Raw genomic sequence first — 12,867 nt, 5'->3', positions numbered from 1 at the left:
AAGCGTACGCGGTGAGGCCCGTGCAAAGGGGGGAGTCCGGGTCTCGGTACGGGCGTACGCTCCGGGCGGTCGAATCGGACGGCGGAGACGGCCGTCCGGCTCTCGGGCATGCGGATGTCTCGCCGTCTCTCGTCAGAGGCGCCGGTTTCCACCCGCGGCTGCGCTTCTTCGAGCATTGCGGGCAAACGTTCAGGTGTCTTCACGGCCCGCCCCCAACTAGGCTTCCGGCTAGCCGTAAGACCGAGTTCAGGCAGGCTGTTGGGACGAACCGGACAGGTCGGGCAAGGGGGAGACCGAGAGCATGGAGGCCGATCAGCATCCGGTCCGCGGACGCGTGGTGCTCGCGGACGACGACGTGCTTCTGCGAGAGGGCCTGGCGAGCCTCTGCGAGCGCGTCGGCTACGAGGTGGCCGGGCAGGCCGGTGACGCCGCGGGCCTTTTGGAGCTGGTGGAGAACGAGCTTCCGGACATCGCGATCGTCGACATCCGGATGCCGCCGACACAGTCCACGGAGGGGCTGAAGGCCGCGCGGGAGATCCGGGAGCGGTATCCGTCGGTCGGGATCCTGGTGCTGTCGGCGTTCGTCGAGGTCGAGGACGCGCTGGAGCTGCTGGCCGGCGGGCGCAGCATCGGATACCTGCTCAAGAGCCGGATCACCGTCGTGGACGAGTTCCTGGAGACGCTGGACCGGATCCGGCGAGGTGGGTCGGTGGTGGATCCGTCGCTGGTGCAGGAGCTGGTCGCCGCGCAGCGACGTGACGATCCGCTGTCGATGCTCAGCAACCGCGAGCGGGAGGTCCTCGGGCTGATGGCCGAGGGGCGGTCCAACGCGGGGATCGGCCGTCGGCTGTGGGTCACCGAGGGGACGGTCGAGAAGCATGTGCGGAGCATCCTGGGCAAACTCAGGCTGCCAGAGGAGCCGGACGACCACCGCCGGGTCCTGGCCGTGCTGACGTTTTTGGAGACGCGCTAGGAGCAGGGGACCGGCCCTTGTCCACAGGGCCCCCGGGTTGTCACTCCCCGCCAGTAGGGTGTGGAGCATGGCCGATCCCTCCAGCTACCGCCCCAGTCCGGGGCAGATCCCGGACTCCCCAGGGGTGTACAAGTTCCGTGACGAGCACCGCCGGGTGATCTACGTCGGGAAGGCGAAGAGCCTGCGCCAGCGCCTGGCCAACTACTTCCAGGACCTGGCCGGCCTCCATCCGCGCACCCGGTCGATGGTCACCACGGCCGCCTCCGTGGAGTGGACCGTGGTGTCCACCGAGGTCGAGGCGCTTCAGCTGGAGTACTCCTGGATCAAGGAGTTCGACCCCCGGTTCAACGTCAAGTACCGCGACGACAAGAGCTATCCGTACCTCGCGGTCACGATGAACGAGCAGTACCCGCGCGTGCAGGTGATGCGCGGTCACAAGAAGAAGGGCGTGCGGTACTTCGGGCCGTACGCGCACGCGTGGGCGATCCGGGACACCGTCGACCTGCTGCTGCGCGTCTTTCCCGTGCGCACCTGCTCGGCCGGGGTGTTCAAGAACGCGGCCCGCACCGGCCGCCCCTGTCTGCTGGGCTACATCGGCAAGTGCTCGGCCCCCTGCGTCGACCGGATCTCCGCCGAGGACCACCGCGAACTGGCCGACGAGTTCAGCGACTTCATGGCAGGGCGCACGGGCACGTACATCCGCCGTCTGGAGAAGCAGATGACGGACGCGGCCGAGGAGATGGAGTACGAGCGGGCCGCCCGGCTCCGTGACGACATCGAGGCTCTGAAGAAGGCCATGGAGAAGAACGCGGTCGTGCTCGCCGACGCGACCGACGCCGACCTGATCGCCGTCGCCGAGGACGAGCTGGAGGCGGCCGTCCAGATCTTCCACGTCCGCGGCGGGCGGGTGCGCGGCCAGCGCGGCTGGGTCACCGACAAGGTGGAGGCCGTCACCACCGGTGACCTCGTCGAACACGCGCTCCAGCAGCTCTACGGCGAGGAGACCGGCGACTCCGTGCCCAAGGAGGTCCTGGTACCGGCGCTGCCCGACCCCGTCGGGCCCGTGCAGGAGTGGCTCACCGAGCGTCGCGGGGCCCAGGTGTCCCTGCGCATACCGCAGCGCGGCGACAAGAAGGCGCTCATGGAGACCGTCGCGCGCAACGCCCAGCAGTCGCTCGTCCTGCACAAGACCAAGCGCGCCTCCGACCTCACCACCCGCTCCCGTGCCCTGGAGGAGATCGCCGAGGCCCTCGACCTGGACAGCGCCCCGCTGCGGATCGAGTGCTACGACATCTCCCACCTCCAGGGTGACGACGTCGTGGCCTCCATGGTCGTCTTCGAGGACGGACTGGCCCGCAAGAGCGAGTACCGCCGCTTCCAGATCAAGGGCCGGGTCGGAGACACCCAGGTCTGGCACGGCGAGGGCCAGGACGACGTCCGCTCCATGCACGAGGTCATCGCCCGCCGCTTCCGGCGGTACCTCGCGGAGAAGGAGAAGACCGGCGAATGGGTCGAGGAGGACGGGAACGCCGGCAACGACGGGAACGCCGGCAACGACGGGAACGCCTTCACCGAGGAGGACGGCCGCCCCAAGCGGTTCGCCTACCCGCCCCAGCTCGTCGTCGTCGACGGCGGGCAGCCGCAGGTGGCCGCCGCCCGCCGGGCCCTCGACGAACTGGGCATCGACGACATCGCCGTCTGCGGCCTCGCCAAGCGCCTGGAGGAGGTCTGGGTGCCCGGCGAGGACGACCCGGTGATCCTGCCCCGCACCAGCGAGGGCCTCTATCTGCTCCAGCGCGTCCGCGACGAGGCCCACCGCTTCGCCATCACCTACCAGCGCACCAAGCGCGCCAAGCGCTTCCGGGCGAGCCCCCTGGACGACGTACCCGGCCTCGGGGAGGCTCGCAAGCAGGCGCTGCTGAAGCACTTCGGCTCGCTGAAGAAGCTGCGCTCCGCGACGATCGAGCAGATCTGCGAGGTTCCCGGGGTAGGGCGCAAGACGGCCGAGACGATCGCCGTCGCCCTCGCCCGGACGGCTCCGGCCGCCCCCGCCGTGAACACGGCGACCGGAGAGATCATGGAGGAAGAGGAGCCCGGTACGACGGCGGACCCCTCTGGGGAGCCCGTGGCCGCGGGCACCCCGGACCGGCGGCGAGGGCAGGAGACATGACCGAGCACCACGAGCGCCCGGGATTCCCGGAACACGCAGAACCCCCGGAGCGCCCAGAGCGTCCGGACCGACAGCACCACGAGCACACAGCGGAGCGCGGGGAGGCCCACAGCGCGGTGGGCGACGATGTCCCCCGGCACCCAGCGCCACAGGAAGACGGAGCACACGTGAGTACGGGCATCGAAACAGCCGGGGTCCCCGAGGCGGCCATCCCCGAGCTGGTCATCATCTCCGGCATGTCCGGCGCCGGACGGTCCACGGCCGCCAAGTGTCTGGAGGACCTCGGCTGGTTCGTCGTCGACAACCTGCCACCCGCGCTGATCCCCACCATGGTGGAGCTCGGCGCCCGCTCCCAGGGGAACGTGGCCCGGATCGCGGTCGTCGTCGACGTCCGCGGCCGCCGCTTCTTCGACAACCTCCGTGACTCGCTCGCCGACCTGGCCACCAAGCACGTCACCCGGCGGATCGTGTTCCTGGAGTCCTCCGACGACGCCCTGGTGCGCCGCTTCGAGTCGGTGCGCCGCCCGCACCCCCTCCAGGGCGACGGCCGCATCACCGACGGCATCGCCGCCGAGCGGGAGCTGCTGCGCGAGCTGCGCGGCGACGCCGACCTGGTCATCGACACCTCCAGCCTGAACGTGCACGAACTGCGCGCCAAGATGGACGCCCAGTTCGCGGGTGAGGAGGAGCCCGAGCTGCGGGCGACCGTCATGTCCTTCGGCTTCAAGTACGGCCTCCCGGTCGACGCCGACCTGGTCGTGGACATGCGCTTCCTGCCCAACCCGCACTGGGTCCCCGAGCTGCGCCCGTACACCGGCCTGAACGAGGAGGTCTCCGCGTACGTCTTCAACCAGCCCAACGCCAAGGAGTTCCTCGACCGCTACACCGAGCTGCTCCAGATGATCGCCGCCGGTTACCGCCGCGAGGGCAAGCGGTACGTGACCATCGCGGTCGGCTGCACCGGCGGCAAGCACCGCTCGGTCGCCACCTCCGAGAAGCTCGCCGCCCGCCTCGCCTCCCAGGGCGTCGAGACCGTGGTCGTGCACCGGGACATGGGGCGCGAGTGACCGGACCCACCTCGTCCCGGCTGAGCAGGCTGAGCAGACTGCGCCGGGTCGTCCCGGAGGGCCGTGAGGGCAGGCCCGCCGAGGCCCGCGGGGCCCGGCCGCGCCGCCGGGGAGCCCAGCCCAAGGTCGTCGCGCTCGGCGGCGGCATGGGCCTGTCCGCCTCGCTCGCCGCGCTGCGCCGGATCACCGGCGACCTCACCGCCGTCGTCACCGTGGCCGACGACGGCGGCTCCAGCGGCCGCCTCCGTGACGAGCTGGGCGTCCTGCCGCCCGGCGACCTGCGCAAGGCGCTGGCCGCGCTCTGCGGCGACGACGACTGGGGCCAGACCTGGGCCCGTGTCATCCAGCACCGCTTCCAGTCCCAGGGCGAGCTGCACGAGCACGCGGTCGGCAATCTGCTGATCGTCGCCCTGTGGGAGCAGCTCGGCGACCACGTCCAGGCCCTCGACCTGGTCGGCAGGCTGCTGGGAGCCCAGGGCCGTGTCCTGCCCATGTCGGCCGTGCCCCTGGAGCTCCAGGCCCTGGTCAAGGGGCACGACCCGGCCCGCCCGGACGACGTCGACACCGTGCGGGGGCAGGCGACCGTCGCGCTCACCCCCGGCGAGGTGCAGTCCGTGCACGTCGTGCCGCCCGACCCGCCGGCCGTCCCCGAGGCCGTGGCGGCGGTCCGCGACGCCGACTGGGTCGTCCTCGGCCCTGGCTCCTGGTTCTCCTCGGTGATCCCGCACCTGCTCGTGCCCGAGCTGCTCGACGCCCTGACCGAGACCAGGGCCCGGCTCGTGCTGTCGCTGAACCTCGCCCCGCAGCCGGGAGAAACCGATGGCTTCTCCCCGCAGCGTCATTTGGAGGTTTTGGCACGACACGCCCCTAAACTCGCCCTGGACGTGGTGCTGGCCGACGAGGCCGCCGTGCCCGACCGCGACTCCCTGACCGATGCCGCCAAACGGTTCGGCGCCGCGGTCGAGCTGGCGCCGGTGGCCCGGACCGACGGATCTCCGCGGCATGACCCGGAGCTGTTGGCCGCCGCGTACGACCGTATTTTTCGGATGCATGGAAGGATCGGCCCATGGCGATGACGGCAGCGGTGAAGGACGAGATCTCCCGGCTACCCGTCACCCGGACCTGCTGCAGAAAGGCGGAGGTCTCGGCGATCCTGCGGTTCGCGGGCGGGCTGCACCTGGTGAGCGGCCGCATCGTGATCGAGGCGGAGCTGGACACCGCGATGGCGGCCCGCAGACTCAAGCGGGACATCGCGGAGATCTTCGGCCACGGCTCCGAACTGATCGTGATGGCACCGGGCGGTCTGCGCCGCGGTTCCCGTTACGTCGTCCGGGTGGTCGCCGGCGGTGACCAGCTGGCCCGCCAGACCGGCCTGGTGGACGGCCGGGGCCGCCCGATCCGCGGTCTGCCGCCCCAGGTGGTCTCCGGCGCCACCTGCGACGCGGAGGCGGCCTGGCGCGGTGCCTTCCTGGCTCACGGCTCGCTCACAGAACCCGGCCGCTCGTCCTCCCTGGAGGTGACCTGCCCGGGCCCGGAGGCCGCCCTCGCGCTCGTCGGCGCCGCCCGTCGGCTCTCGATCGGGGCCAAGGCGCGCGAGGTACGGGGCGTGGACCGGGTCGTCGTACGGGACGGGGACGCCATCGGCGCGCTCCTCACCCGCCTCGGCGCCCACGAGTCCGTGCTGGCGTGGGAGGAGCGGCGGATGCGCCGCGAGGTCCGGGCCACGGCGAACCGGCTCGCCAACTTCGACGACGCCAATCTGCGCCGCTCGGCCCGGGCCGCCGTCGCCGCCGGCGCCCGGGTGGGCCGCGCCCTGGAGATCCTCGCCGACGACGTCCCCGAGCACCTCGCCGCCGCCGGACGGCTGCGCATGGAGCACAAGCAGGCCTCCCTGGAGGAGCTGGGCGCGCTGGCCGACCCGCCGCTGACCAAGGACGCCGTCGCGGGCCGGATCAGGCGGCTGCTCGCCATGGCCGACAAGCGCGCGTCGGACCTCGGCATCCCGGGGACCGAGGCCAGCATCACCGAGGAGATGGCCGAGAATCTCGTGGGGTGACCACACCCCCGTACAGCTCAACTCGCCGGTGCCGACGCCCATTTGGGTGCTGTCGGCACCGGCCTTCGGCTTTCTGCGTGAATTCCGTGTATGGCCTGTGAGGCACCCTTGACGTGACCCATGTCTGACATGAGCCTGGCGTCTGTTCGCCGCTGGGGCGAACCACTGCAAGGGGGGCTCATGAGACGAAGAGCGAGATCGATCCTCGCTGCCGGCGCGCTCCTGCTGGGCGGTGGTGCGGGACTCGCACCACTCGCCCAGGCGGCCGAGAACGACGGCTCGGACACCGAGGAAGTCAAGGTCTTCCGGGCCGAGGTGACGAAGAAGCAGATACCGCTGCTGCTCGCGGCCGGGCAGGACGGCCACGAACTCAGCGAGCAGGCGCCGGAGAAGGGCACCGCGTCGGTCGAGGTCTACCTCACCGACAAGCAGGCGGACGCCCTGGAGAAGCAGGGCGTCGAGCTGAGGGAGCACCGCCTCACCAGCAAGGCCGAGGCGCGCGTGGACGCCGCGGGCGACGGGGTCTACCGCCCCTACAGCGGCGCCGGCAACCTCAAGGAGGAGATCCTCCGGACGGGACAGGAGCACCCCTCCCTGACCAAGGTGGTCTCCCTCGGCAAGACGCTGCGGGGCCAGGACATCCTCGCGGTCAAACTGACCAAGAACGCGAAGAAGACCAAGGACGGCGCCAAGCCGTCGGTGCTGTACCTGTCCAACCAGCACGCCCGTGAGTGGATCACGCCGGAGATGACCCGGCGCCTGATGCACCACTACCTGGACAACTACAAGACGGACAAGCGGATCAAGAAGATCGTCGACTCCACCGAGCTGTGGTTCGTGATCTCCGCCAACCCCGACGGCTACGACTTCACGCACCAGGCCGACGGCAACCGCCAGTGGCGCAAGAACCTGCGGGACGTCAACGGCGACAACGCCATCACCGTCGGCGACGGCGTCGACCTCAACCGCAACTTCGCCTACAAGTGGGGCTACGACGACGAGGGCTCCTCCCCGTTCCCCACCAGCGAGACCTACCGCGGCGACGGCCCGAACTCGGAGCCCGAGACCAAGGTCCTGGACGCCTTCGAGAAGCGCATCGGCTTCGAGTACGGCATCAACTACCACTCCGCCGCCGAACTCATCCTCTACGGCGTCGGCTGGCAGGTGGCCAGCCCCAGCCCGGACGACGTGCTTTACAAGTCGCTGGCCGGCACCCCGGAGAACCCCGCGATCCCCGGCTACCACCCGCAGCTCTCCTCCGAGCTGTACACGACGAACGGCGAGGCGAACGGCCACGCCTCCAACGTCAACGGCGCGGCGTTCTTCACCCCGGAGATGTCGACCTGCCAGACCGCGTCGAACATCGACCCGGACGACGCCTGGAAGCCCGAGGACTGCGCCTCGGTCTTCACGTTCCCCGACGACGAGAAGCTGATCCAGCAGGAGTTCGCGAAGAACATCCCGTTCGCGCTCTCCGTCGCCGAGTCCGCCGTCAAGCCCGACCAGCCGAAGTCCTCGGTCGGCGTCGACGCCCCCGACTTCACCCCGGCCGCCATCACCACGTCGTACTCGCGCGGCGCCGACCAGGCGATCTCCGTCGTCGCCCGCAAGTCCGTGCGCGACAAGGAGCTGAGGTACCGGATCAACGGCCGCGGCCCCACGTACGACCAGACGCTCAAGCCCTGGAAGGGCGGCGAGACGTTCGGCGGCGAGGACAACCTGTACTTCGACCAGTACCGGGCCAAGGTGCAGGACGGCGAGCCCGGCGACAAGGTCGAGGTCTGGTTCACCGGTGAGACGAAGAGCGGCAAGCCGACCAAGAGCGAGCGCTTCACCTACACGATCGCCGAACGCCCCAAGGCCGACACGCTCGTCGTCGCCGAGGAGGGCGCGACCGCGACCCAGACGCAGGTCTATGTGGACGCGCTGAAGGCCAACGGCAGGAAGGCGCTCGTCTGGGACGTCGCCACCCAGGGCGTGCCCGACGCGCTCGGCGTGCTGAAGCACTTCAAGCAGGTCGTGCACAACACGGGCGCCGTCCGGCCGGGCGTCGCCACCCAGCTCGCCCTGCGCGCCTACCTCAACGAGGGCGGCAAGCTGATCGAGGCGGGCGAGAGCGCCGGCGGCTCCGTCGACCTCGGCGACGGCACGCTGTCGAACGATTTCAGCCAGTACTACCTGGGTGCGTACAGCCGTACCTCCCTGCCGAACGCCACCGCCTTCGCCGGTCTCGCCAAGCTCGACGGCTTCTCGGGGGCCCTCGGCGACGCGCCCGGGAACCCGCTGAACACCGCCGGATCGTTCGGGGTCACCTCCGACGCCCTGCCCGTGGAGACGTTCCCGCAGTTCGAGAGCGCGGGCGCCGGCCAGTACCCCGGGACGGTCAACCCGTACGGCCCGTACGAGGGCGCGTCCATGGCGGCCGCCACGCACACCGACTACGCGTGGAACCGTCTCACCCGCACCATCGACCTCACGTCGGTGACCGCGGCGGACAGGCCGACCCTGCGCACCCAGCTGCTGTGGAGCACGGAGGAGGGGTACGACCACGCCCTCCTGGAGGCGCACACCGTCGGCGCGGACGACTGGACGACCCTGCCGGAGGCCGGGGGTGCCACCTCCACCACCGTGCCCACCGAGTGCGAGGCCGGATTCTTCGTCCAGGGCCACCCGGCCCTGAAGCGGTACCTGACCGTGGGCGCCGGAGGCTGCACGCCCAGCGGCACCAGCGGCGCATGGAACAGCTTCACCGGGGCCTCGGACGGCTGGCAGCAGGTCGAGTTCGACCTGTCCGCGTACGCCGGCAAGAAGGTCGAGGTGTCGCTCAGCTATGTCACCGACCCCGGCAGCGGCGGTCGCGGTCTCCTCACCGACAACGCCGCCGTCGTCATCGGCGGCACGCCCGGCGCGGTCGACGGCTTCGAGACGTCGCTCGGTGCCTGGGCCACCCCCGGCCCGCCGGCGGGCAGCCCGGCCGTCGTGAAGGACTGGGGACTGTCGGGTGAACTGTTCAAGACCTTCGGCGCGGTCACCACGGACGACACGGTGCTGCTGGGCTTCGGTCTGGAGCAGGTCGTCTCGGCGGCCGACCGCAAGGCACTGCTCGGCAAGGCGCTGGCGGCGCTGAAGGACTGAGTGCCGACTGGGCCGAACGGCTGAGGAAAAGCCTCGTGGGCGGCCCTCCGGACGTCTGGAATCAGATGATCGGGGGGCCGCTCAAAAGGTAATCACCTTGTAAAACCAGGGCGGTCCGTACTCCTACTGGCGAGTACGGACCGCACCGGCATGTATAGGGCATCTCGATGTCACTCGACGGGTGTCGGGGAGGTAGGGTCGTAGGCGGTCGGGGACATCCCATACAGCTCGCCGGCACTGAGCCGGCGTACCAACGAGGAGATCGGTTCGTGACGATCCGCGTAGGCATCAACGGCTTTGGCCGCATCGGTCGTAACTACTTCCGCGCGCTGCTGGAGCAGGGTGCGGACATCGAGATCGTGGCTGTCAACGACCTGGGTGACACCGCGACCACCGCTCACCTGCTGAAGTACGACACCATCCTGGGCCGCCTCAAGGCCGAGGTGTCGAACACCGCCGACACGATCACCGTGGACGGCCACACCATCAAGGTCCTCTCCGAGCGCAACCCCGCGGACATCCCGTGGGGCGAGCTGGGCGTCGACATCGTCATCGAGTCCACCGGCATCTTCACGAAGAAGGCCGACGCCGCCAAGCACCTCGCCGGCGGCGCCAAGAAGGTCCTCATCTCGGCTCCGGCCAAGGACGAGGACATCACCATCGTGATGGGTGTCAACCAGGACAAGTACGACCCGGCGAACCACCACGTCATCTCCAACGCCTCCTGCACCACCAACTGTGTGGCGCCGATGGCCAAGGTCCTCGACGAGAACTTCGGCATCGTCAAGGGTCTGATGACGACGGTCCACGCCTACACCAACGACCAGCGCATCCTGGACTTCCCGCACTCGGACCTGCGTCGCGCCCGCGCCGCCGCCGAGAACATCATCCCGACCACCACGGGTGCCGCGAAGGCCACCGCGCTGGTCCTGCCGCAGCTCAAGGGCAAGCTCGACGGCATCGCGATGCGCGTCCCGGTCCCGACCGGCTCGGCCACCGACCTGGTCGTCACGCTGCAGCGCGAGGTCACCAAGGACGAGGTCAACGCCGCGTTCAAGAAGGCCTCCGAGGACGGTGACCTCAAGGGCTACCTGGCCTACACCGAGGACCCGATCGTCTCCTCCGACATCGTCAGCGACCCGGCCTCCTGCACCTTCGACTCCTCCCTGACCATGGTCCAGGAGGGCAACTCGGTGAAGATCCTCGGCTGGTACGACAACGAGTGGGGCTACTCCAACCGCCTCGTCGACCTCACGGTCTTCGTGGGCGGCCAGCTCTGATCGGCAGAGCGGGCACTTCCGTGTGAGAGCAGGGCTCGGGCGGCGCAGGGACGCGCCGCCCGAGCCCTGACGCACGTACACAAGCGGTTCCTCCTACGATCACGAGCACCACAAGCCTCCTCGGGAGCCCTCTCCATGAAGACGATCGACGAGCTCCTCGCCGAGCCAGTCGCCGGCCGGCGGGTCTTCGTCCGCGCCGACCTCAACGTGCCGCTCGAAAACGGCACCGCCACTGTAAAGATCGCTGACGACGGCCGTATCCGCGCCGTCCTGCCCACCGTGAAGGCGCTGGCCGAGGCGGGCGCGCGCGTCGTCGTCGCCTCCCACCTCGGCCGCCCCAAGGGCGCCCCGGACCCGGCCTTCTCGCTCGCCCCGGCCGCCGCCCGCCTCGGTGAACTCCTCGGCGCCGACGTGGCGTTCGCGACGGACACGGTCGGCGAGTCCGCCACCGCCACGGTCGCGGGCCTGACCGACGGTCAGGTCGCCGTCGTCGAGAACCTGCGCTTCAACGCCGGCGAGACGAGCAAGGACGACGCCGAGCGCGGCGCCTTCGCCGACCAGCTGGCCGCCCTCGCGGACGTCTACGTCGGCGACGGCTTCGGCGCGGTGCACCGCAAGCACGCCTCGGTCTTCGACCTCCCGGCCCGCCTGCCGCACTACGCCGGGTACCTCATCGCCACCGAGGTCGGCGTCCTGAAGAAGCTCACCGACGACGTCCAGCGGCCCTACGTGGTCGCGCTCGGCGGCGCCAAGGTCTCGGACAAGCTCGCCGTCATCGACCAGCTGCTCGGCAAGGCCGACCGCATCCTCATCGGCGGCGGCATGGCGTACACCTTCCTCAAGGCCAAGGGGTACGAGGTCGGCGGCTCCCTCCTCCAGGAGGACCAGCTCGGCGCGGTCACCGAGTACCTGGAGCGCGCGGAGAAGACCGGTGTCGAGATCGTCCTGCCCGTGGACGCCGTCGTCGCCCCCGCCTTCCCGGACCTGAAGAGCAAGGCTCCGGCCGACGCCACCGCCGTCGCCGCGGACGCCATGCCCACCGGGCAGATGGGCCTGGACATCGGTCCGGAGTCCGGCACGCTGTACGCCTCGAAGATCGCCGACGCCGCCACCGTCTTCTGGAACGGCCCCATGGGCGTCTTCGAGCACCCCGATTTCGCCGAGGGCACCAAGGCGGTCGCCCAGGCACTCCTCGATTCCAAGGCCTTCACGGTCGTCGGCGGCGGCGACTCCGCCGCGGCCGTACGGATCCTGGGCTTCGACGAGAACGCATTCGGCCACATCTCTACCGGTGGCGGCGCCTCCCTCGAATACCTCGAGGGCAAGACGCTCCCCGGTCTCGCCGCACTGGAGGACTGACCCTCAATGAGCACGCGTACGCCCCTGATGGCGGGCAACTGGAAGATGAACCTCAACCACCTCGAGGCCATCGCCCACGTCCAGAAGCTCGCCTTCGCCCTCGCCGACAAGGACTACGAGGCCTGTGAGGTCGCGGTCCTGCCGCCCTTCACCGACCTGCGCTCGGTCCAGACCCTGGTCGACGGCGACAAGCTCAAGATCAAGTACGGCGCCCAGGACCTCTCGGCCCAGGACTCCGGCGCCTACACCGGCGAGATCTCCGGCCCGATGCTGGCCAAGCTCAAGTGCACGTTCGTGGCGATCGGCCACTCCGAGCGCCGCCAGTACCACGACGAGACCGACGAGATCGTCAACGCCAAGGTCAAGGCCGCCTACAAGCACGGCCTCACCCCCATCCTGTGCGTCGGCGAGGAGCTGGAGGTCCGCGAGGCGGGCAACCACGTCTCCCACACCCTCGCCCAGGTCGAGGGCGGCCTCAAGGACGTCCCCGCCGAGCACGCCGAGACCGTCGTCATCGCCTACGAGCCCGTCTGGGCCATCGGCACCGGCAAGGTCTGCGGCGCCGAGGACGCCCAGGAGGTCTGCGCGGCGATCCGCGCCAAGCTCGCCGAGCTGTACGGGCAGGAGCTGGCCGACAAGGTCCGTATCCAGTACGGCGGCTCCGTCAAAGCCGGCAACGTCGCCGAGATCATGGCCCAGGCCGACATCGACGGCGCCCTCGTCGGCGGTGCCTCGCTGGACGCCGACGAGTTCGTCAAGATCGTGCGCTTCCGCGACCAGTGATCGTGGGCCTCGTGATCAGTCGAGTGGGCCGGTGAGTAGGCCCT

Annotated in this window: 9 protein-coding genes; all 9 read left to right on the top strand. The window is 70.1% G+C overall.

Annotated elements, in window-relative coordinates; all coding sequences use genetic code 11:
- The first annotated feature begins 301 nt into the window (after positions 1-301).
- Positions 302-973, top strand: coding sequence for a response regulator transcription factor (locus tag P1P70_RS02110; protein ID WP_215454519.1), 672 nt, complete (start codon positions 302-304; stop codon positions 971-973).
- A gap of 67 nt (positions 974-1,040) precedes the next feature.
- Complete coding sequence (gene uvrC, locus P1P70_RS02105; RefSeq protein WP_319234039.1) at positions 1,041-3,143, top strand: excinuclease ABC subunit UvrC; 2,103 nt, start codon at positions 1,041-1,043, stop codon at positions 3,141-3,143.
- Positions 3,140-4,210, top strand: coding sequence for an RNase adapter RapZ (gene rapZ / locus P1P70_RS02100; RefSeq protein WP_319234037.1), 1,071 nt, complete (start codon positions 3,140-3,142; stop codon positions 4,208-4,210). The genes uvrC and rapZ overlap by 4 nt, the downstream gene beginning before the upstream one ends.
- Positions 4,207-5,286: a uridine diphosphate-N-acetylglucosamine-binding protein YvcK gene (locus P1P70_RS02095; RefSeq protein WP_319234035.1), complete on the top strand. Its 1,080-nt coding sequence runs from the start codon at positions 4,207-4,209 to the stop codon at positions 5,284-5,286. Before rapZ ends, P1P70_RS02095 begins: the two co-directional genes overlap by 4 nt.
- Positions 5,277-6,266, top strand: a complete 990-nt coding sequence (gene whiA, locus P1P70_RS02090; protein WP_184895496.1) for a DNA-binding protein WhiA — start codon at positions 5,277-5,279, stop codon at positions 6,264-6,266. Before P1P70_RS02095 ends, whiA begins: the two co-directional genes overlap by 10 nt.
- 180 nt (positions 6,267-6,446) lie before the next feature.
- Entirely contained in the window at positions 6,447-9,401 is a 2,955-nt protein-coding gene (locus P1P70_RS02085) for a M14 family metallopeptidase (RefSeq protein WP_319234032.1), read from the top strand.
- A 269-nt stretch (positions 9,402-9,670) separates the two neighbouring features.
- Positions 9,671-10,681, top strand: a complete 1,011-nt coding sequence (gene gap / locus P1P70_RS02080) for a type I glyceraldehyde-3-phosphate dehydrogenase (protein ID WP_184895499.1) — start codon at positions 9,671-9,673, stop codon at positions 10,679-10,681.
- 135 nt (positions 10,682-10,816) lie between these two features.
- Positions 10,817-12,040, top strand: coding sequence for a phosphoglycerate kinase (locus P1P70_RS02075; RefSeq protein WP_319234030.1), 1,224 nt, complete (start codon positions 10,817-10,819; stop codon positions 12,038-12,040).
- A gap of 6 nt (positions 12,041-12,046) precedes the next feature.
- Positions 12,047-12,823, top strand: a complete 777-nt coding sequence (tpiA, locus tag P1P70_RS02070; protein ID WP_319234028.1) for a triose-phosphate isomerase — start codon at positions 12,047-12,049, stop codon at positions 12,821-12,823.
- Positions 12,824-12,867 lie beyond the last annotated feature (44 nt).

The sequence above is a fragment of the Streptomyces sp. MB09-02B genome, from assembly GCF_033794485.1.
In the GTDB taxonomy this organism is placed as follows: Bacteria; Actinomycetota; Actinomycetes; order Streptomycetales; family Streptomycetaceae; genus Streptomyces.
Note: the sequence above shows the minus strand (reverse complement) of the source record. Positions and strands in the feature narration are given on the sequence as shown.

Bases quoted from the DNA above. Each gene is read 5' to 3' on its own strand.
- uvrC (WP_319234039.1), top strand. From the start codon at position 1,041: ATGGCCGATCCCTCCAGCTACCGCCCCAGTCCGGGGCAGATCCCGGAC.
- rapZ (WP_319234037.1), top strand. From the start codon at position 3,140: ATGACCGAGCACCACGAGCGCCCGGGATTCCCGGAACACGCAGAACCC.
- P1P70_RS02110 (WP_215454519.1), top strand. From the start codon at position 302: ATGGAGGCCGATCAGCATCCGGTCCGCGGACGCGTGGTGCTCGCGGAC.
- tpiA (WP_319234028.1), top strand. From the start codon at position 12,047: ATGAGCACGCGTACGCCCCTGATGGCGGGCAACTGGAAGATGAACCTC.
- whiA (WP_184895496.1), top strand. From the start codon at position 5,277: ATGGCGATGACGGCAGCGGTGAAGGACGAGATCTCCCGGCTACCCGTC.
- P1P70_RS02075 (WP_319234030.1), top strand. From the start codon at position 10,817: ATGAAGACGATCGACGAGCTCCTCGCCGAGCCAGTCGCCGGCCGGCGG.
- P1P70_RS02085 (WP_319234032.1), top strand. From the start codon at position 6,447: ATGAGACGAAGAGCGAGATCGATCCTCGCTGCCGGCGCGCTCCTGCTG.